This window comes from Cellulomonas sp. P4_H12 (assembly GCF_056400905.1).
In genome coordinates, this window is record NZ_JBFUKJ010000001.1 from 45,417 (window position 1) to 64,991 (window position 19,575).

Below are 19,575 nucleotides of genomic sequence, written 5' to 3' on the forward strand. Positions count from 1 at the left end.
ATGCCCAAGCAGATCCACCTCGCCGCCCACTTCCCGGGCGTCAACCACCACACCGTCTGGACCGACCCGAGCCACCACGCCGACACGCAGTCGTCGTTCGCGTCGTTCCAGCATCTCGCCGCCACCGCCGAGCGCGGGCTGTTCGACTTCGTGTTCCTCGCCGAGGGCCTGCGCCTGCGCGAGCACCGCGGCCAGCTGGTCGACCAGGACGTAGTCGGCCGCCCGGACACCTACGCGGTCCTCGCGGCGCTGGCCGGCGTCACGTCGCGGGTCGGCCTCGCCGGCACCATCAACGCGACGTTCAACGACCCGTACGAGCTCGCCCGCCAGTTCGCGACCCTCGACCACCTCTCGGCGGGCCGGGCGGCGTGGAACGTGGTGACCTCGTCGGACGCGTTCCACGGCGCCAACTTCCGCCGCGGCGGCTACCTCGCATACGCGGACCGGTACGAGCGAGCCCGCGAGGTCGTCGAGGCCGCGCGTGCCCTGTGGGACGCGTGGGCACCGGACGCCGTCGTGAACGACGCGGCCTCGGGCGAGTTCGTCCGCCCGGGCTCGCTGGGCACGGTCCGCACCGGCGGCCGCCTGGTCGACATCGAGGCGACGCCCACCATCCCGCGCCCTCCGCAGGGCCACCCCGTGATCCTCCAGGCCGGCGACTCCGACGGCGGCCGGGAGCTGGCCGCGCAGGTGGCCGACGCGGTGTTCTCGCGGCACAGCGAGCTCGCGGACGGTCAGGCGTTCTACGCCGACGTCAAGGGCCGGCTCGGGAGGTACGGCCGCCGGCCGGACGACCTGCTCATCCTGCCGGGCGCGTCGTTCGTGCTGGGCGACACGGCGGCGGAGGCCGAGGAGCGGCTGCGCGAGATCCAGCTCCAGCAGGTCCGTCCCAGCGTCGCGCGCGCGTTCGTCGAGCAGGTGTGGAACCGCGACCTGTCGGAGTACGACGTCGACGGACCGCTGCCCGCGATCGACCCGCTGGTCGACGCCCCGTCGATCACCCAGGGCCGCGCCTCGCAGTTCCGGGACCCGCTGGCCATCGCGCAGCAGTGGCGCGAGCTGTCCGAGGCGCACGGGCTGTCCATCCGCGACCTGGTCATCCGCGTGATCGGCCGGCACTCGTTCGTCGGCACACCCGAGCACGTCGCGGCCGAGATCGACCGGTACGTGCAGGAGGACGCCTCGGACGGCTTCATCCTCGTGCCGCACCTGACGCCGCACGGGCTCGACGAGTTCGTCGACACGGTGGTCCCGCTCCTGCAGGAGCGGGGCTCCTTCCGCACCTCGTACGAGGGCTCGACGCTGCGCGAGCACCTCGGACTCCCGCCGGCCGACGCCTTCGGCCGCACCGCCGCCGCCGATGTGAGGGCTTCCTGATGACGACCACGACCGAGCGTTCCACCTTCGTCGCCGACTGGGAGGAGTGGCACGCCACGCGCGAGGCCTACTTCCGCGAGCCGCACGGCTGGGTGGCGATCACCGCGCTGCACTGGCTGTCGGCCGAGCCGCGAGAACTGGCCGGCGTCCCCGGTCTCTGGTCCGCCGACGGGCTCGTGCGTGTGGAGGCCGTCGAGGGGCTGGAGCTCCCCGCCGGCACCGTGGTCGAGGACGGCGTCGCGACGCTCGACCCCGTCGAGGGCGCGCCCGGCCTGCAGGTCCGCGCCGGCGACCTCCTCCTCGAGGTCGCGCGCCGCACGGGCCACGCGATCGTCCGCGTGCACGACCCCGCCGCCACGCAGCTCGCCGCGTTCGACGGCATCCCGGCGTACGCGCCGTCGCAGGAGTGGGTGCTGACCGGCCGGTTCGAGCCCTACGACGAGCCGCGCACGGTCACCACGGGCGCGGTCGTGGACGGGCTCGAGCACCACCACACCGCGGTCGGCACCGTGCGGTTCGAGGTGGCCGGGATCCCGCAGTCGCTCATCGTCTTCGACGGTGGGGCGCGTGGGCTCAGCGTCCTCTTCCGCGACGCGACGAGCGGCGTCACCACGTACCCGGCGTCGCGCACCCTCGCGCTCGGCCCGGTGGCCGACGACGGCACGGTCACGCTCGACCTCAACCGCGCGTCGAACCTGCCGTGCGGCCTGACGCAGTTCGCCACCTGCCCGATCCCGCCGCCGGAGAACGTGCTGACGGTCGCGGTCGAGGCCGGGGAGCAGTGGGTGCGCTAGCCCGTCGAGGCGCGCACCCGCGCGATCTCCGCGTACCTCATCCACTCGTCCTCGGCCGACGCGGGCAGCGCGACCCAGTCGTAGAACAGCCGCCCGCTGTCGCCCGGTGACCAGACGGTCGCGCCGGGCAGCGCCAGCGCCTCCGCGTGCTCGGCGCTGTCCCGGCCGAGCTTGACCACCAGGCGGTCGCCGCCGACGTGCCCGGCGAACATGGTCGACCCCACCTTGAGGATCGGGCGGCCCATCATCTGCGCGCGGGTGGCGCCGCGGGCGACCAGGTCGTCGGCGATCGCGTCGTAGTCGCTGTCCGTCATGGACCGAGCATCCCGCGCGCCTCCGACATGCGGTAGCAGCGCGGCGTGCCTACGGTGGCCCGGCCGCCGCGGTCAGCAGCCCCGCGGGCGAGCCACCCGAGGAGGAACCCATGACGAACGAGGACCAGCAGGCCAAGGTCGCGGAACTGATCAAGGACGCGCGGATCGCGATGCTCACCACGGTGTCGGCCGACGGCTCGCTGGTGAGCCGGCCCATGGGCGTGCAGGACGTGGACTTCGACGGGGACCTCTGGTTCTTCGCCGAGGAGGGCAGCCACAAGGTGCACGAGGTCGAGGGCGGCAGCCCGGCCAACGCGGCCTTCGCGGACTCGACGGCCTGGGTCTCGGTCTCCGGTCGCGCGGAGGTGGTCCGGGACCGCGCCAAGATCAAGGAGCTGTGGGGCACCTCGGCCGAGGCCTGGTTCCCGGACGGTCCGGAGACGCCGGGCGTGGTCCTGGTGGTGCTCCGCGGCGAGACGGCGGAGTACTGGCACGCCAAGGGCGGCCGCCTGACGACAGCGTTCAGCCTGGTCAAGGCCAAGGTCACCGGCGAGCGCTACGACGGCGGCGAGAACGAGACCGTCCAGCTCTGAGCGGTCACATCGACGCGACGAGGTTGACCAGCAGAGCGATGATCACCGTCCCGAACAGGTAGCTGAGCAGGGCGTGGCCCAGCGCGGTCCGCCGCATCGCCGACGACCCGAGGTCGGTGTCGGAGATGGCGAAGCTCATGCCGACGGTGACGGCGACGTAGGCGAAGTCGGTGTACCGCGGCGCCTCGCGCATGTGGAAGTCGATCCCGCCGGCGCCGTCGGTCAGGTACATCCGCGCGTACCGCAGCGCGAACACCGTGTGGATCGCGGCCCACGACGTGAGGACGCTGGCGAGCACGGCGATGGTCGGCAGCAGCTGGCCGATGTTCTTCTCGACGAGCACGACGAGGACGCCGACCAGCGTGACGAGCGCCGCGAAGAGCACGACCGCGTGCGCGCCCCAGCGCGTCGGCTCCTCGCGCGTGGCGTGCGAGGCGGTGTCGTCGGGACCCATCGGAGCGACCGCCGCCCAGGTCCAGACGACGAACACGGCCGCGACGGTCGCCCAGCCGGCCAGCACCGCCGCCACGGCGGACGTCCAGCCGACGACGATGCCGACCAGGACGCCCGCCAGCGCCCCGACGATCAGCCTGGACAGCGACGACGACGCCTTCATGGCGCCAGTGTTCCGCGCGCGGCCGCGCAGGCCGGGGAGGTGTCAGCCGGCGAGTGTGTCGAGCGCCTGCGCCAGGTCGTCGACGAGGTCCGCGGGGTCCTCCAGACCGACCGAGAGCCGGACCGTCGTCTCCGCGATGCCCACCGCAGCGCGGCCCTCGGGCCCGAGCTTGCGGTGGGTCGTGGTCGCCGGGTGCGTGACCATCGACTTGGCGTCGCCGAGGTTGTTCGAGATGTCGACGATCCGCAGCGCGTCGAGCACCCCGAACGTGACCTTCTTGGCGACGTCGGGCTGCGCGCCGTCGGGGACCGCGAGGTTGAACGTGACCACCGTGCCGCCGCCGGACTGCTGCGCGAGCGCGAGCTCGTGCTGCGGGTGCGACGCCAGGTACGGGTACCGGACGAGCGAGATGCCGGGCTGCTCCTCGAGCCACGTGGCGACGTGCAGCGCCGACGCGGTCTGGTGCCGGACGCGCAGCGACAGCGTCTCCAGGCCCTTGAGCAGCACCCACGCGTTGAACGCCGACAGCGACGGCCCGGTGTTCCGGATGAGCGTCTGCACGGGCCCGTGGATGTACTCGTCGGTGCCCAGGATCGCGCCGCCGAGCACGCGCCCCTGCCCGTCGATGTGCTTGGTCGCGGAGTACACGATGACGTCGGCACCGAGCTCGAGCGGGCGGGAGAGCACGGGCGTGGCGAAGACGTTGTCGACGATCACGGTCGCGCCCGCGGCGTGCGCGAGCCGGCTGACCGCGGCGATGTCGACCAGGTCCTGCATCGGGTTGGACGGCGTCTCGAAGAACACCACGTCCGCGGGCGTCGACAGCGCCTCCTCCCACTGCGAGAGCTCGTGGCCGTCGACGTAGTCGGTGCGCACGCCCCACTTGGCCAGGATCTCGTCGAAGATCACGACCGTGGAGCCGAACAGCGCGCGTGCCGACACGATGCGGGAGCCGGAGCTCACGATCGCGGCCAGCGAGGTGAAGACCGCGGACATGCCCGACGCCGTGGCGTACGCGGCCTCGGCGCCCTCGAGCAGGCGCAGGCGCTCCTCGAACGTGGACACCGTCGGGTTGCCGTAGCGCGAGTAGAGGAAGCGGTCGGCCTCGCCGGCGAACGCGGCCTCGGCCTCGGCGGCGGCGTCGTAGACGTAGCCCTGCGTGAGGAAGAGCGCCTCGGACGTCTCGTTGAACTGCGAGCGCACGAGGCCGCCGCGCACGGCGAGGGTGTCGGGCCGCAGGTCGGCGCGCGGGGCGCGGCGGTCGTCCCAGTCCCCGGGGCCGGGGACGCGCCGGGCGCTCACGCCTGCCGCCAGGGCAGACCGGCGGCGCGCCAGCCCGTGTGTCCGCGGTGGCCGTCGGAGCCGACGTCGCCCTCGAAGCCCTCGAGCACGTTGTAGGCCGGGCCGAGGCCCGCGGACGTCGCGGCCTGCGCGGCGGCGACGGAGCGCACGCCCGAGCGGCAGAGGAAGACGACCGGGCGGCCGGCCGTGACGCCGGCGTCCGCCAGCTGCTTGAGGAACTGCGGGTTGGGCCGTCCCGACGGGTACGACACCCACTCGACCAGGGCCGAGCGGCCGCCGATCCGGGCGCCGTCGGGGATGCCGACGTAGCGCCACTCGGCGTCGGTCCGCACGTCGACGAGCACGGCGTTCTCGTCGGAGGTGAGGAGGTCCCAGGCCTGCTGGGGGGTCAGGTCGCCGGCGTAGCTCATGCAGATCCTCGTCTCATCGGTCCTGGCGGTAGCACCCTCGGCCGGGCACAGTGTGTGCCCGCGGGTTGCTGCGGCGTCGTCGAGCCAGATCTCTCGGCCGCTCTGGATGGTGCCGGTGATGCTACGCGTGCCGGGCTCGTCGAAACCAACTGGTGGACAAGGCGTCCCGGTAGGCGAGACGAACCGCGCGGTGCGTTGACAGGCGGCGCGGGGTGCCGCGACCCTCGTTGCAGGTCATGAGCGCCAGCGTCAAGCCCCGGCTCGCTGGCCGGCAACCCTCCTCCGCGGTGGGGTGCCCCGGGTGACGACCTGGCCGCGTCCCGTCCGGGGCTCGGCAAGCGCGGGGTTCCACCTGTCGAGGTGTCCCCCCGGATCGTGTCGGAGGACCTCCATGACCATCACCGCCGAGCGCGCCTCGTGTGCTTCCGTCGACGAGGTGGGGGCCCTGCTCCCGGTCGTCGGCGGCACCACCACCGTCCCGCTGGTGGACGGCACCCAGCGCGTCTACGCCAACCTCGACTACGCCGCCAGCGCCCCCGCGCTCGAGGCCGTCGCGGCGCGCGTGACCGAGGTGCTGCCGCTCTACGCGTCCGTGCACCGCGGTGCCGGCTACCTGTCCCAGGTGTCCACGGCGCTGTACGAGTCCGCGCGCCAGACCATCGCCCGGTTCGTCGAGGCGCGTCCCGCCGACGTCGCGATCATCACGCGCAACACCACCGACTCGCTCAACCTGCTGGCCGGCGTCGTGCCCGCCGGTGGCCGCGTCCTCGTCCTGGACGTCGAGCACCACGCCAACCTGCTGCCCTGGGTGCAGTCGACGGAGCGGCACGGCAACCGGACGACCATCCTGCCCATCAAGGACACGGTCGCCGCGACCCTCGACGCCCTGCGCGCCGAGCTCGCCCGGCAGCCGTATGCCCTGGTCACGATCACGGGCGCGTCCAACGTGACGGGGGAGGCGCTGCCCATCGACGAGGTCGTCGCCCTGGCCCACGCCGAGGGCGCCCGGGTGGCGGTCGACGGCGCGCAGCTGGTCCCGCACCGGGGCTTCTCGCTGACCGCGACGGACGCCGACTACGTCGCGTTCTCCGGCCACAAGACGTACGCACCGTTCGGCGCGGGGGCCCTCGTCGGCCGCCGCGACTGGCTCGACACAGGCACGCCGTACCTCGCAGGGGGAGGTGCGGTGCGCGACGTGCGGACCGATCGGACGGTCTGGCAGCCGGCGCCCGCGCGGCACGAGGCGGGCTCGCCCAACGTCCTCGGCGCGATCGCGCTGGCTGAGGCGTGCGACCAGCTGGCGGCCCTCCCCGCCGGCGCCCTCGCCGCCCACGAGGAGGCGCTCCGGGCGCGCCTCGTCGAGGGGCTGGCGGCCATCGACGGCGTCGAGATCGCGCGCATCTGGCCGGACTCGGCCGCGCCCGTCGGGGTCCTCACGTTCACCGTGCCGGACCACGACCCGGGCCTGGTCGCCGCGTACCTCGCCGCCGAGCACGGGATCGGCGTGCGCGACGGCCGCTTCTGCGCCCACCCGCTGCTCGCGCACCTCGGCGCGTCCGGCGGCGCCATCCGGGCCTCGGTGGGCGTCGGCACCACGAGCGAGGCGGTCGACCGCCTGGTCGAGGCCCTGACCCGGTACCTGGCCGACGGCCCTGCCGTCCGGTACGAGGTGATCGACGGCTGCTGGGCGGTCGTCGACGACACCCGTCCGCTGCTCGCGGTCCACGGCCTGGACCACCTGGCCGCGACCGCGGCAGCCGCCTGCGGCCCCGCCCTGGACGACTGACCGCCATCCCGGAGGCCGGCAGCATGGTCCCTCGGGTCGGGGTGTTCGGCGCCCTCGCGTTCCTGTGCGAGCTCGCGATGATCGCCCTGCTGGCGGTGGCCGGGTGGCGGCTCGGCACGAGCACGTGGGCGTCGATCGGGCTCGCGGTCGCGTTCGACGCGGTCGCGATCGGGATCTGGGCGCGCTGGATGGCACCGACGTCGGCGCACCGGCTCCGGAGCGGACCGCGGGTCGCCGCGCAGGCGGCGCTGTTCGTCGCGGTCGGCGCGGTCTGCGTCTTCGCCGGCCTGACCGCCTGGGGTGTGGCCTTCGCCGTCGTGGCGACGGGGGTCTTCGCGGCCGCGAAGGAGCCCGAGGCCGAGGTCGCGAGCTGACGGAGCCCGGGTGCATCCGGGCGGACCGGATCGGGCGAAGAGGACACAGGGTGCCCATCGGGTGCCCGCGCGGCGCGGCGCAGGGGCGTCGGTCGCGACCGTCGTCCCGCAGGAGCCACCATGAGGATCCGTCGCACGATCTCCGCACTCGTCGCCGTCGGCCTGGCCGCCGGAGCCGGTCTCGCGCTCGCCCCGGCCGCGACGGCCGCCGAGCCGCCCACCGGCACGTCCAGCCTGGCCGCGCTGCTCGCCTCCGACGGCGACACCTTCGACCGCAACTGGTACGACTTCGACATCCTCGACCAGGCCGTGGGTGCGGTGCTCGCGGCCAAGCCGACGAGCCCGGTCGCCGTGCTGGCGGACGGCACGGTCCCCCTGACCGCGTTCCTGCCCAACGACCGGGCGTTCCAGGTGCTGGTCAAGGACCTCACGCACCGCTGGTACGGCAGCGAGGAGCAGGTGTTCACCACGCTGGCCGGCGCCGTCGGCATCGACGCCATCGAGCAGGTGCTGCTCTACCACGTGGTCCCGGGCGTGACCATCGACTCCGCCACCGCGCTGGCCTCGGACAACGCCGTGCTCACCACCGCCCAGGGCGGGACGTTCAAGGTCGACGTCATCTCGAAGCGGTTCGGCATCGTGCAGCTGCGCGACCAGGATCGCAACGACCTCAACCCGTTCCTCATCCGTCGGCAGCTGGACCTGAACGCGGGCAACGTGCAGATCGCGCACGCCATCACGTTCGTCCTGCGCCCGTTCGACCTCTGAGGCCAGCCGCTGCCTCCGGTCGAGAAAGGGCCGGAGGCAGCGCGCTCAGCGCAGCGGGGTGACGGTCCCCGTCAGGTGCGGCTTGCCGGAGCGGGCATCCCACCCGGCGAACGCGAACCCGTCGGTCGGCGCGCCCGCGACCCGCACGGTCACCGTGCCCGGCAGCAGCACAGGCTTCGCGAACTCGACCGCCCAGTCGAACCTGTCCCCGCGCCCGGCGCCCACGTCGGCCAGGGCGCGCGCGGCCGTGTACATGCCGTGCGCGATGGCCCGGGGGAAGCCGAGCGCCTTGGCGGACAGCGCGGACAGGTGGATCGGGTTGCGGTCGCCGGACACCGCGGCGTACCGCCGGCCGACGTCGCCGGCGAGGGTCCAGCGGCCCGTGGGCGTCGGAGGCGCGAAGGGTGGGAGCTCCTCGGACGGCGCGTCCCCGGCCAGGCGCACCCCGCGTGCCAGGTAGGTGGACACCCCGCGCCACGCGAGCGCGCCGTCGACGGAGACCTCGGTGATCAGGTCGACCTGCGTGCCCGAGCGGTGCGGGCGCAGGTCGGCGGCCGACGCGCGCACGTCGAGCGACTCGCCGAGCGCGAGCGGACGCAGCTGGCTGACCCGGTTGGCCAGGTGCACGAGGCCGACGAGCGGCAGCGGGAAGTCGGCGCGGACCATGAGCGCCGTCGCCACGGGGAACGCGAGCACGTGCACGAACCCGGCGGGCAGGACGTCCGACGCCGACTCGCCGAGCAGGTGCTGGTAGTCCGTCAGGTGCTCGGACGACGCCCGCACCCCGCGCACCACGTACTCGACGGCGGGCAGGGTGGTCGGGCCGGGACGGACGCGGCGCGCGGCCGCGAGCCCGGCCCCGCGGGCGTACAGCCCGCCGAGCCCCGGCACCCCGGGCAGGACGACCGTCGTCGTCACTGGCCCACCATGTTCTGCCCGCACACGCGCAGCACGCGCCCGACCACGCCACCGGCGGCGGGGGACGCCAGGAACGCCACGGTCTCGGCGACGTCGACCGGCTGCCCACCCTGCTGCAGCGAGTTCAGCCGTCGCGCCACCTGCCGCGTGAGGGCGGGGATGCGCGCCGTCATCTCGGTCTCGATGAACCCGGGAGCGACCGCGTTGGCGGTGCCGCCGAACGCCGCGAGCAGGGGAGCGGTCGCGCGGACCATGCCGATGACGCCGCCCTTCGACGCCGCGTAGTTGGTCTGGCCGCGGTTGCCGGCGATGCCCGACGTCGAGGCCAGGGACACGATCCGCGGGGCATCCGTGAAGTCGCCCGACGTCAGCAGCGTCTCGTTGATCCGCAGCTGCGAGGCGATGTTCACCGCGAGCACCGAGTCCCACTTGTCGGCAGACATGTTGGCCAGCAGCTTGTCGCGCGTGATCCCGGCGTTGTGCACGACGACGTCCAGCCGCCCGTGGCGCTGCAGGGCGTGCTCCAGCAGCCGCTCGCCGGCGTCGGCGGCCGTGACGTCGAGCTGCAGCGCCGTGCCCCGCACGCGGTTGGCGACGGCGACCAGCTGCTCGCCGGCGGCGGGCACGTCGACCGCGATGACGGTGGCGCCGTCGCGGGCCAGGGTGTCGGCGATCGAGGCTCCGATGCCCCGTGCGGCGCCGGTGACGACCGCGACGCGGCCGGCCAGCGGCTTCTCCCAGTCGTCGGGCAGCGCGCCGGCGGTCGAGTCGACCGCGAGCAGCTGCCCGTCGACGAACGCGGACTTGGTCGACAGGAAGAACCGGAGGGCGCCGAGCACCGAGGGCGCCGTGACGGGCACGTCGTCGGCGAGCACGATGCCGTTGCCGGTGGACCCGCCGCGCAGCTCCTTGGCCAGCGACCGCAGCAGCCCGTCGACGCCCTGCCGGGCGGCGGCGACCGCCGGGGCGTCGTCGGCCCCCGCGGCCCGCGAGACGGTGACCACGCGCGCCCCGCGGGGCAGCGACTTGAGCACGGCGCCCGCGGCCAGCACCGGCTCCGCCAGCTGGTCGGGGTGGGTGAGCTGGGTCAGCGCGAGGATCACCGCGGCGTACCGGGTGCCCGGGGTGGCGTTCCGGTGCACGTCGAGGTCCCAGTCGTTCGACAGGACGCCGGACAGCTGCTCGGACTCGGAGCCGCGCCCGAGCACGAGGACGGCTCCGGGCACCAGCGGCTGGCCGGGCTCGTAGCGGCGCAGGGGCGCGGGCTGCGGCAGCCCGAGCTGCTTTGCGATCTTCTGGGTGACGCCGCTGTTGACCAGGTTCAGGTAGGTGTCGCTCATGGGTCAGGCCGCCTCGAGGATCGCGGTGAGGCCCAGTCCGCCGGCTGCGCAGACGGACACGAGGGCGCGGACCGGCGCGTCGGAGCCCGACGCCACCTTGCGCCGGTGGAGCTCCTTGCTGACGGTCGCGATGATCCGGCCGCCGGTCGCGGCGAAGGGGTGCCCCGCCGCCAGCGACGACCCGTGCACGTTGAGCTTCGACCTGTCGACGGTGCCGAAGGCGCCGTCGAGCCCGAGCCGCGTGCGGCCGAACTCCTCCGACTCCCACGCGGCGAGCGTGGTCAGCACGGTCGCGGCGAAGGCCTCGTGGATCTCGATCAGGTCGAGGTCGGCCAGCGTGAGGCCCTGGCGCGCGAGCAGGCGCGGCACCGCGAACGCCGGGGCCATGAGCAGCCCGTCGTCGCCGTGCACGAAGTCGACCGCGCCGGCCTCGGCGTCGACCACCCACGCGAGCGGCACCAGGTCGTGGTCGGCGGCCCACTGCTGCGAGCCGAGCAGCACGGTCGAGGCGCCGTCGGACAGGGGCGTGGAGTTGCCCGCCGTCATGGTCGCCGGGGTGTCCAGGCCGAGCCCGAACACCGGCTTGAGCTTCGCCAGCTTCTCGAGGGAGGAGTCGGCGCGCAGGTTGGCGTCGCGCGTGAGCCCCCGGAACGGGGTGACCAGGTCGTCGAAGAAGCCGGAGTCGTAGGCGGCCGCCAGGTTCTGGTGGCTGGCGAGCGCGACCTCGTCCTGCGCGGCCTGGCTGATCTCCCACTGCGCGGTGGTCAGCGCCTGGTGCTCGCCCATCGACAGGTGGGTGCGCGGCTCGCCGGTGCCGGGCGCGGACGGCGCGAGGTCCTTGGGGCGGATCTGCGCGATCGCCGCCAGCTTCTGCGTCGTGCTGCGCGCGCGCGACAGGTCGAGCAGCGCGCGGCGCAGCCGGTTGCTCACCGCGATCGGGGCGTCGGAGGTGCTGTCGACGCCGCCGGCGATCGCGGACTCGAGCTGGCCCAGGCGGATCTTGTTGCTCAGCGAGACGACGGTCTCGAGGCCCGTGGCGCAGGCCTGCTGGACGTCGTACGCGGGCGTCTCGGCCGACAGCGCCGACCCGAGGACGGCCTCGCGCGTGAGGTTGAAGTCCTTGCTGTGCTTGAGGACCGCGCCCGCGGCCACCTCGCCGATGCGCTCACCCTGCAACCCGTAGCGGGCGACGAGCCCGTCGATCGCCGCGGTCAGCATGTCCTGGTTGCTGGCCCGCACGTACGGCCCGCCGGCGCGGGCGAAGGGGATCCGGTTGCCGCCGAGGACGTAGGCGCGACGCACCTCGGGGGTGGGGGCGGGGGTCGGGGTGGTGCGGGCCATGGGCGTTCCTCTCGCATCGTCGTCGAGCGCAGGGAGGTGTCGAGCAAGGGGTGGCGCTCGAAGTGACGTGGTGTCCGAAACCCACAGTACCTGATACCTTCGGTCTCGTGAGCCCTGTCACACCGGGCCCGTCGAAGGCGACGGCCCTCACCCTGCTGAACAGCGACGCCGCGCCCCCCGGACGCGGCGTTCCCCGTGCCCTGCCCGGCCGCCGGCCCCCCGAGGACGTCTTCGCGGCCGACGGCAGGTCCACCCGCTGGGCCGACCACCGCGAGGCCCGCCGCGCCGAGCTGGTGCGCATCGCCCGCCGCACCGTCCACCACCGCGGCCCGGACGTGTCGATGGAGGAGATCGCGGCCGCCGCGGGCACCTCCAAGTCGATCGTCTACCGGTACTTCGCCGACAAGACCGGCCTCCAGATCGCCGTCGCCGAGGCCGTCGTGCTGCAGATCCAGGGGGCGCTCGAGGGCGTCCTGCGGATCGCGCCGACCCCCCGCGACGGCCTGCGCGCCATGGTCGCCGTCTATCTGGAGATGATCGAGTCGTCGCCGAACGTGTACGCGTTCGTGACGCGCAACGGCTCGGTCGAGTCCGGCGGTCCGCTCGGGCACTTCCTCGACTCGGTCACCGCCATGGTGGCCGCGCCGTTCGCGCGCGGGCTCACCGAGGAGCGCGCGGACGGTCGCCGGACCGCGCGCCGGCCCGAGGGTGGCGAGTCCGTGGAGGACGCCGCCCTCGCCGCGCGGGTCGCCCTGGCCGAGTCCTGGGCCGCGGGCGCCGTGGGCTTCGTCCGCGGCTCCGGCGAGTGGTGGCTGGCCCACCGCGACGACCCGGCCAGCCCCGACCGCGAGGAGATCACCGCGCAGGTCGCCGCCTGGCTCTGGGCCGGACCCGTCGGGCTGCTGGCTCGCGACCGGCACCGCACCACCCCTGACCACCCCGTCCCCGACCACACGCTCGCACCGGAGGAGCCCCGATGACCACCACCACACCCCGCCCCACGGTCGAGGCGCCGGACTCCGGTGACCCGCGGCTCGACGCCGACGTCACCAACGTCGACATCGAGCACCTGCACAAGGTCCTGCTGGGCCACTACCCCGAGCTCCGGCTGGCCGCGCGCACGCTCATGGCCGACGAGCGGTTCCACCGGATCGAAGGACAGTCGCTGGCCGAGCACCGCGAGCGCGTCCTCGGTCAGCTCCGCCTGCTCGCCGCGGAGGGCGACGTGCACCGCTCGTTCCCGGAGCGGTTCGGCGGCGCCGAGGACCATGGCGGCTTCCTCGCGCGGTTCGAGGAGCTCACGCACGCCGACCCGTCGCTGCAGATCAAGTCGGGCGTGCAGTGGGGCCTGTTCGCCTCGGCCATCTACCACCTGGGCACCGAGCGCAACCACGACGAGTTCCTGGCCGACGCCCTGTCGGTCAAGGTGCCGGGCGCCTTCGCCATGACCGAGACGGGTCACGGCTCCGACGTCGCCGCCATCGGCACGACCGCGACGTACGACCCGGCCACGCAGGAGTTCGTCATCCACACGCCGTTCCGTGCGGCGTGGAAGGACTACCTCGGCAACGCCGGCCAGCACGGCACGGCCGCCACGGTCTTCGCCCGACTGGTCACCGCCGGGGTCGACCACGGCGTCCACGCGTTCTACGTGCCGATCCGCGACGCCGACACCCTGGAGTTCCTGCCGGGCGTCGGCGGCGAGGACGACGGTCTCAAGGGTGGCCTCAACGGCATCGACAACGGCCGGCTGTGGTTCGACCACGTGCGGATCCCGCGCACCAACCTGCTCAACCGGTACGGCGACGTCTCGGAGGACGGCACCTACTCGTCGCCCATCGCGAGCCCGGGCCGCCGGTTCTTCACCATGCTCGGCACGCTGGTGCAGGGGCGCGTCTCGCTCGACGGCGCCGCGGTCACGGCCGCGCGCGTGGGCCTGACGATCGCCATCACGTACGGCAACCAGCGCCGCCAGTTCAACGCCGCCTCGCCCACCGAGGAGGTCGTGATCCTCGACTACGCCGAGCACCAGCGCCGCCTGCTGCCGCTGCTCGCGGAGACCTACGCCGCCGGGTTCGCGCACGAGGACCTGCTCGCCGCGTTCGACGACGTCTTCTCGGGGCGCAACGACACCCCCGAGACCCGTGAGGACCTGGAGACGCTCGCCGCGGCGCTCAAGCCGGCGTCGACCTGGCACGCGCTGACCACGCTGCAGGTCGCCCGCGAGGCGTGCGGCGGCGCCGGGTTCCTCGCCGAGAACCGGCTCACCGGGCTGCGCGCCGACATGGACGTGTACGCCACCTTCGAGGGCGACAACACGGTCCTGCTGCAGCTCGTCGGCAAGCGTCTGCTCGCCGACTACGGCAAGTCGTTCAAGCACCTGGACGCGACGAAGGTCGCCCGCATGGTGGCCGAGCGCGCCTCGGACGCCGCGCGCTACCGCACGCCGCTGCACCGGGCGGTCCAGACGATCGCCGACGTGGGCGACCCCCGCCGCTCGGCCGGCCAGCTGCGCGAGACGGCCACCCAGCGCGAGCTGCTGGTCGACCGCGTCGAGACGATGGTCGAGGAGATCGCGCAGGCGCTGCGCCCGGCCCAGAAGGCCGACCCGGCCACCGCCGCGGCGCTGTTCAACGCGCACCAGCACGAGCTGGTCGAGGCGGCCCGCGCGCACGCCGAGCTGGTGCAGTGGGAGTCCTTCACGGCGGCGCTCGAGCGGGTCACCGACCCGGGCACGCGGCAGATCCTCACGTGGGTCCGCGACCTGTTCGGGCTGACGCTGGTCGAGCGGCACCTCACCTGGTACCTGCTCAACGGCCGCCTCTCCGCCGGTCGCGCCCGCACGGTGACGTCGTACATCGACCGCCTGCTGGGGCGTCTGCGCCCGCACGCGCAGAGCCTGGTCGACGCGTTCGGCTACGAGCAGGCTCACCTGCGCGCCCCGATCGCGTCGGGTGCCGAGCAGGCGCGGCAGGACGAGGCCCGCGCCTACTACCGGGCGCAGCGCGCGTCGGGCGACGCTCCCGTGCCGGAGAAGCACAAGCGCTGACCGCGCTCGGACCCGGTCAGGTGGGGTTGCAGCGCGCCGCGATCATCTCGAGCCCGTCCACGTCCGGGCGCCACGGCTCCAGGTTCCACGTGGCCTTGTCCGGGGCGCCGAGCTCGTGGCACTCGAGCTGGTCCTGCATGCCGGGCGTGTCCGCGTCCGGCGCCTGCGTGACCAGCTGCGCCCACAGCCCCTCCTGCGCGGCCAGGCTGCGGGCGCGCGCCCAGGCGCTGGGGGTGACCGCGAGCGACCGCCCGCCCTCGGCCTCGGCCCAGACGGCGCTGTCGACCGTGACCGTCGCGAGCCAGACCCCGGCCGGCCCGGGCGTGGCCTCTGCCGCGGTCAGGCGGACCACCTCCGGTCCGAGCTGGGTCAGCTGGACGCCCCCCGGCTCGGTCGTGAGGCCGGCGGCGAACGCCCCGGCCGCGTCGCGGACCACGGCGGACCCGTCCGAGAGCGCGGTGAGCGTCATGCCCTCGGGCGCGGCGAGCCGGGCCTCGCCGCTGGGCACGCTCAGCCGGGCAGAGCCGTCGTCCTGCGGCGTCACCTCGGCGGCCGGGGCGGCCACCAGGACGGTCACGGCTCCGGACGAGAGCGGCACGCCGGTGGCGCGGACGACCGCCGGGTCGTCCGGGTCGGCGGTGACCGTTGCGGTCGGTGCCGGGCTCGGTGGCGCGACGGTGGTCGGCGCGGGGGAGCAGCCGGCCAGGGCGAGCAGCAGCACCGCGCCCACGAGTGCTGGCCGCAGGGCCGTGGCGGCGAGGTCGTGAGGCACGGCGGTTCCCCTCCTCGTCGGCCACCGGAGCACGTGCCACGGTAGGCGATGGTCCTGCCGATCCGGGGCGCCGTGGACACCGCGTCGGTGCGCGTCCGGCCCCCGGTATCCTGAGCGCTGTCTGCCGACGTCGGCTGGGCCGCCGGCGCCAACGGGCCGCGGCCCGAGCCGCGGGTCTCCACCGAGGGAATCGATGACCACCGCACCTGCGCGCGCCCCCCAGACCGACACCGTCGACGTCGCCGCCGCGACCCCGGACCAGGAGCAGCCGTTCGCCGAGCTGGGCCTCAAGCCCGACGAGTACCAGCGGATCCGCGACATCCTGGAGCGCCGCCCCACCGCGGCCGAGCTCGCCATGTACTCGGTGATGTGGTCGGAGCACTGCTCGTACAAGTCGAGCAAGAACCACCTGCGCCAGTTCGGCGACAAGACGACCGACGCCATGAAGGAGCACCTGCTCGTCGGCATCGGCGAGAACGCCGGCGTGGTCGACATCGGCGACGGCTGGGCGGTGACCTTCAAGGTCGAGTCGCACAACCACCCGTCCTACGTCGAGCCGTACCAGGGCGCGGCCACGGGTGTCGGCGGCATCGTGCGCGACATCATCTCGATGGGTGCGCGCCCGGTGGCCGTCATGGACCAGCTGCGGTTCGGCGCGGTCGACCACCCCGACACGGCCCGCGTGGTGCACGGCGTGGTGTCGGGCGTCGGCGGGTACGGCAACTCCCTCGGCCTGCCGAACATCGGCGGCGAGCTCGTGTTCGACGCCTCGTACCAGGGCAACCCGCTGGTCAACGCGCTGTGCCTGGGCGTGCTCCGGCACGAGGACATCCACCTGGCCAACGCCTCGGGGGCGGGCAACAAGGTCGTCCTGTTCGGCGCCCGCACGGGTGGCGACGGCATCGGCGGCGCCTCGATCCTGGCGAGCGAGACGTTCGACGACGCCAAGCCGTCCAAGCGCCCGTCGGTGCAGGTGGGCGACCCGTTCATGGAGAAGGTGCTCATCGAGTGCTGCCTCGAGCTCTACGCGGCGCGCGTGGTCGAGGGTATCCAGGACCTGGGGGCGGCCGGCATCTCGTGCGCCACCAGCGAGCTGGCGTCGAACGGCGACGGCGGCATGCACGTCGACCTCGAGAACGTGCTGCTGCGCGACCCCAGCCTGACCGCGGGCGAGATCCTCATGTCGGAGTCGCAGGAGCGGATGATGGCCGTGGTCCGGCCCGACCAGCTCGACGCGTTCCTGGCCATCACCGGCAAGTGGGACGTCGAGACGGCCGTGATCGGCGAGGTCACCGGCACCGGCCGCCTGACCATCGACCACCACGGCCAGCGCATCGTCGACGTCGACCCCAAGACCGTCGCGCACGAGGGACCCGTCTACGACCGCCCCTATGCCCGCCCGGCGTGGCAGGACGGGCTCAACGCGGACACCGCGGCGGCGCTGGCCCGGCCGGCCACCAACGCCGAGATCCGCGCGACCGCCCTCCAGCTGCTGGCCAGCCCCAACCTGGCCTCCAAGGCGTGGGTGACCAACCAGTACGACCGGTTCGTGCAGGGCAACACCGCGCTCGCGCAGCCCGACGACTCGGGCGTGATCCGGGTGGACGAGACCACCGGTCTCGGCGTCGCGCTGGCCACCGACGCCAACGGCCGGTACGCCAAGCTCGACCCGTACACGGGCGCGCAGCTGGCCCTCGCGGAGGCCTACCGCAACGTCGCCACCACCGGCGCCCGGCCGCTCGCGGTCACGGACTGCCTCAACTTCGGCAGCCCCGAGCACCCCGACTCGATGTGGCAGCTGGTCGAGGCCATCCGCGGCCTGGCCGACGCCTGCCAGGTGCTCGAGGTGCCGGTCACCGGCGGCAACGTGTCGCTCTACAACGGCACGGGCGAGCCCGGGCTCATCGACTCCGCCATCCACCCGACCCCGGTGGTCGGCGTGCTGGGCGTGCTCGACGACGTCGCCGACGCCACGCCGTCCGGCTGGACCGCCCCCGGCCAGGCCGTCTACCTGCTGGGCACCACGCGCGCCGAGCTCGACGGCTCCGCCTGGGCCGACGTCGTGCACGGCCACCTCGGCGGCCTCCCGCCGGCCGTCGACCTGGCCGCCGAGCGCCGGCTGGCCACGGTGCTCACGCACGCCAGCCGTGACGACCTGGTCGACGCCGCGCACGACCTCTCGGAGGGCGGCCTGGTCCAGGCGCTCATCGAGTCGAGCCTGCGCTACGGCGTCGGCGTGCAGGTGTCGCTCGACGCGATCTGCGAGCGCGACGGCGTCACGCCGTTCGAGGCCCTGTTCTCGGAGTCGACGGCCCGCGTGCTCGTCGCGGTGCCGCGCTCGGAGGAGGTCCGCCTGGTCGACCTGTGCACCGCGCGCGGCGTCCCGGCGCTGCGCCTGGGCGAGACGGCCGAGTCCTGCTCGCCCGGTGCCGGCACGCCCGTCGACGAGTCGGACCACGTGCACGGCCCCGCCGTCGAGGTGCAGGGCCTGTTCACGCTGCCGCTGACCGAGGCGCGCGAGGCCTTCGAGGCGACCCTGCCCCGCTGGTTCGGCTGAGCGCGCGCGAACCCGACATGGGTGCCGCCCCGAGCGCGGCCGGCGGCATCCATGTCGGGTTCGCGCGGTTCGCCCCTCGTATTGAGGTGGATCGGTTCCTCGGCTGTGCCTAGCGTCGAGGCGTGCCTGACGAGCTGTTCCGCGTGGTGCGCGCCGACAAGGGCGCGGTCCTCGTGCTGTCCGCGCACGAGCTCATGGCGCACGCGACGCCGCGTCGCGTGGCGCTCGATCGCGACGGGCTGATCGCCACCGAGGACGGCGAGCGGCTGCCGCCGACGGTCGGGGACTGGATGCTCGTCGACGACACCGACGAGGGCCCCCGGGCGCGGACGCTGGCCACGCGCCGGACCGCGCTGGTCCGTGACTCCGCCGGTGCCACGTCCCGCGTCCAGGCCCTCGCCGCCAACATCGACGTCGTCCTCCTGGTGGAGCACCTCGACCCCGATCCGCAGCTCGGGCGCGTGGAACGCCTGCTGGCGCTCGCGTGGCGGTCGGGCGCGCAACCGGTCGTGGTCCTCACCAAGGCCGACCTGGTGCCCGACGCGGCCGGGATGGCCGAGGAGGTCGCGGCCGTCGCGCTCGCGGTCGACGTGCACGCGGTCAGCGTGCCGACGGGCCAGGGGATGGAGCCCCTGCGTGCGCTGCTGGTCCCCGGCGCGACGCTCGTCGTCGTCGGCCCGTCGGGTGCCGGCAAGTCGACCCTGGTCAACGCGCTGGCCGGGCGCGACGTCATGGCGACGGGCGGGCAGCGGTCGGACGGCCGTGGCCGGCACACCACGACGCACCGTGAGCTGGTCCGGCTGGCGGGCGGCGCGGTGCTGATCGACACCCCGGGCATCCGCGGCGTCGGCCTGGTCGCCGACGGGGATGCGTTGGACGCCACGTTCGCGGACGTCGCGGAGCTGGCGCTCGCCTGCCGGTTCGCGGACTGCCACCACGCGGGCGAGCCCGGCTGCGCGATCCGGGCGGCGCTCGACAGCGGCGAGCTGTCCCGGCGTCGGTACGAGAGCTGGCGCCGGCTGGCGCGCGAGGCCGCCTACCAGGCCCGGCGGACGGACGCCCACCTGGCCGCGCTGGAGAAGCGCCGCTGGAAGGTGCAGACCCGGCAGTACCAGCGCGCCCTGCGGGGACCGGGTCACCCGCGCGGCTAGCCGACGGAACGAGGGACAGCGCGGACTTCGTCGACCTAAACGATTCGGATCCGCCGGTGCGCTCGCCAGGACACCCGGCGGTCGGGTTTCCTCGTCGGGACCGGGGTGCGCAG

At 74.1% G+C, this 19,575-nt stretch carries 18 protein-coding genes and 2 riboswitches; of the genes, 10 read left to right on the top strand and 8 right to left on the bottom strand.

Annotated elements, in window-relative coordinates:
- Together AC1DQC_RS00235 and AC1DQC_RS00240 are read left to right on the top strand one after the other, a co-directional pair.
- Entirely contained in the window at positions 1–1,377 is a 1,377-nt protein-coding gene (locus tag AC1DQC_RS00235; RefSeq protein WP_477049220.1) for an NtaA/DmoA family FMN-dependent monooxygenase, read from the top strand.
- Entirely contained in the window at positions 1,377–2,171 is a 795-nt protein-coding gene (locus tag AC1DQC_RS00240; RefSeq protein ID WP_477049221.1) for a DUF1684 domain-containing protein, read from the top strand. Before AC1DQC_RS00235 ends, AC1DQC_RS00240 begins: the two co-directional genes overlap by 1 nt.
- On the opposite strand, the gene AC1DQC_RS00245 is transcribed toward AC1DQC_RS00240, so the two are convergent.
- Positions 2,168–2,485, bottom strand: coding sequence for a hypothetical protein (locus AC1DQC_RS00245; protein ID WP_477049222.1), 318 nt, complete (start codon positions 2,483–2,485; stop codon positions 2,168–2,170). The genes AC1DQC_RS00240 and AC1DQC_RS00245 overlap by 4 nt on opposite strands.
- 110 nt (positions 2,486–2,595) lie before the next feature.
- Between AC1DQC_RS00245 and AC1DQC_RS00250 the strand changes: the two genes are divergently transcribed.
- On the top strand, positions 2,596–3,078 hold the full coding sequence (locus tag AC1DQC_RS00250) for a pyridoxamine 5'-phosphate oxidase family protein (RefSeq protein ID WP_477049223.1): 483 nt from the start codon (positions 2,596–2,598) through the stop codon (positions 3,076–3,078).
- A gap of 4 nt (positions 3,079–3,082) precedes the next feature.
- Here the strand turns inward: AC1DQC_RS00250 and AC1DQC_RS00255 are convergent, their stop codons facing one another.
- The 3 genes from AC1DQC_RS00255 to AC1DQC_RS00265 are packed head-to-tail and all read right to left on the bottom strand — an operon-like array spanning position 3,083 to position 5,406.
- Positions 3,083–3,694 (bottom strand): DUF1345 domain-containing protein, encoded by a 612-nt coding sequence (locus tag AC1DQC_RS00255; protein ID WP_477049224.1) that lies wholly within the window; start codon positions 3,692–3,694, stop codon positions 3,083–3,085.
- Between the two features lie 42 nt (positions 3,695–3,736).
- The gene (locus tag AC1DQC_RS00260; RefSeq protein ID WP_477049225.1) at positions 3,737–4,996 is read right to left on the bottom strand and encodes an O-succinylhomoserine sulfhydrylase; all 1,260 of its coding nucleotides are present in this window, start codon (positions 4,994–4,996) and stop codon (positions 3,737–3,739) included.
- Entirely contained in the window at positions 4,993–5,406 is a 414-nt protein-coding gene (locus AC1DQC_RS00265; RefSeq protein WP_477049226.1) for a rhodanese-like domain-containing protein, read from the bottom strand. Before AC1DQC_RS00265 ends, AC1DQC_RS00260 begins: the two co-directional genes overlap by 4 nt.
- Before the next feature lie 10 nt (positions 5,407–5,416).
- Positions 5,417–5,519: riboswitch (SAM riboswitch) on the bottom strand.
- Positions 5,520–5,638: 119 nt separating this feature from the next.
- Positions 5,639–5,753: riboswitch (SAM riboswitch) on the top strand.
- A 44-nt stretch (positions 5,754–5,797) separates the two neighbouring features.
- Here AC1DQC_RS00265 and AC1DQC_RS00270 point away from each other — a divergent pair.
- The 3 genes from AC1DQC_RS00270 to AC1DQC_RS00280 all read left to right on the top strand — a co-directional run bounded on the left by AC1DQC_RS00270 (position 5,798) and on the right by AC1DQC_RS00280 (position 8,334).
- Positions 5,798–7,192 (top strand): aminotransferase class V-fold PLP-dependent enzyme, encoded by a 1,395-nt coding sequence (locus AC1DQC_RS00270; protein ID WP_477049227.1) that lies wholly within the window; start codon positions 5,798–5,800, stop codon positions 7,190–7,192.
- A 23-nt stretch (positions 7,193–7,215) separates the two neighbouring features.
- Positions 7,216–7,566 (top strand): YrdB family protein, encoded by a 351-nt coding sequence (locus AC1DQC_RS00275; RefSeq protein ID WP_477049228.1) that lies wholly within the window; start codon positions 7,216–7,218, stop codon positions 7,564–7,566.
- Positions 7,567–7,686: 120 nt separating this feature from the next.
- Positions 7,687–8,334, top strand: coding sequence for a fasciclin domain-containing protein (locus AC1DQC_RS00280; RefSeq protein WP_477049229.1), 648 nt, complete (start codon positions 7,687–7,689; stop codon positions 8,332–8,334).
- 45 nt (positions 8,335–8,379) lie between these two features.
- Here the strand turns inward: AC1DQC_RS00280 and AC1DQC_RS00285 are convergent, their stop codons facing one another.
- From AC1DQC_RS00285 to AC1DQC_RS00295, 3 genes are read right to left on the bottom strand one after another with little or no spacing between them, the layout of a single operon-like run.
- Complete coding sequence (locus AC1DQC_RS00285; protein WP_477049230.1) at positions 8,380–9,252, bottom strand: MaoC family dehydratase; 873 nt, start codon at positions 9,250–9,252, stop codon at positions 8,380–8,382.
- Positions 9,249–10,592, bottom strand: a complete 1,344-nt coding sequence (locus AC1DQC_RS00290; protein WP_477049231.1) for a 3-oxoacyl-ACP reductase — start codon at positions 10,590–10,592, stop codon at positions 9,249–9,251. Before AC1DQC_RS00290 ends, AC1DQC_RS00285 begins: the two co-directional genes overlap by 4 nt.
- Positions 10,593–10,595: 3 nt before the next feature.
- The gene (locus tag AC1DQC_RS00295; RefSeq protein WP_477049232.1) at positions 10,596–11,933 is read right to left on the bottom strand and encodes an acetyl-CoA C-acetyltransferase; all 1,338 of its coding nucleotides are present in this window, start codon (positions 11,931–11,933) and stop codon (positions 10,596–10,598) included.
- A 107-nt stretch (positions 11,934–12,040) separates the two neighbouring features.
- On the opposite strand from AC1DQC_RS00295, the gene AC1DQC_RS00300 reads away from it, so the two are divergent.
- Together AC1DQC_RS00300 and AC1DQC_RS00305 are read left to right on the top strand one after the other, a co-directional pair.
- Positions 12,041–12,913, top strand: coding sequence for a TetR/AcrR family transcriptional regulator (locus AC1DQC_RS00300; RefSeq protein WP_477049233.1), 873 nt, complete (start codon positions 12,041–12,043; stop codon positions 12,911–12,913).
- Positions 12,910–14,982, top strand: a complete 2,073-nt coding sequence (locus AC1DQC_RS00305) for an acyl-CoA dehydrogenase family protein (protein WP_477049234.1) — start codon at positions 12,910–12,912, stop codon at positions 14,980–14,982. The genes AC1DQC_RS00300 and AC1DQC_RS00305 overlap by 4 nt, the downstream gene beginning before the upstream one ends.
- Positions 14,983–14,998: 16 nt before the next feature.
- Here the strand turns inward: AC1DQC_RS00305 and AC1DQC_RS00310 are convergent, their stop codons facing one another.
- Positions 14,999–15,754, bottom strand: coding sequence for a DUF2599 domain-containing protein (locus tag AC1DQC_RS00310; protein ID WP_477049235.1), 756 nt, complete (start codon positions 15,752–15,754; stop codon positions 14,999–15,001).
- A 193-nt stretch (positions 15,755–15,947) separates the two neighbouring features.
- On the opposite strand from AC1DQC_RS00310, the gene purL reads away from it, so the two are divergent.
- A complete protein-coding gene (gene purL / locus AC1DQC_RS00315) occupies positions 15,948–18,311 on the top strand; it encodes a phosphoribosylformylglycinamidine synthase subunit PurL (RefSeq protein ID WP_477049236.1) in 2,364 nt (787 codons plus the stop codon).
- A 122-nt stretch (positions 18,312–18,433) separates the two neighbouring features.
- The gene (gene rsgA, locus AC1DQC_RS00320) at positions 18,434–19,462 is read left to right on the top strand and encodes a ribosome small subunit-dependent GTPase A (RefSeq protein ID WP_477049237.1); all 1,029 of its coding nucleotides are present in this window, start codon (positions 18,434–18,436) and stop codon (positions 19,460–19,462) included.
- Positions 19,463–19,575: the final 113 nt, after the last annotated feature.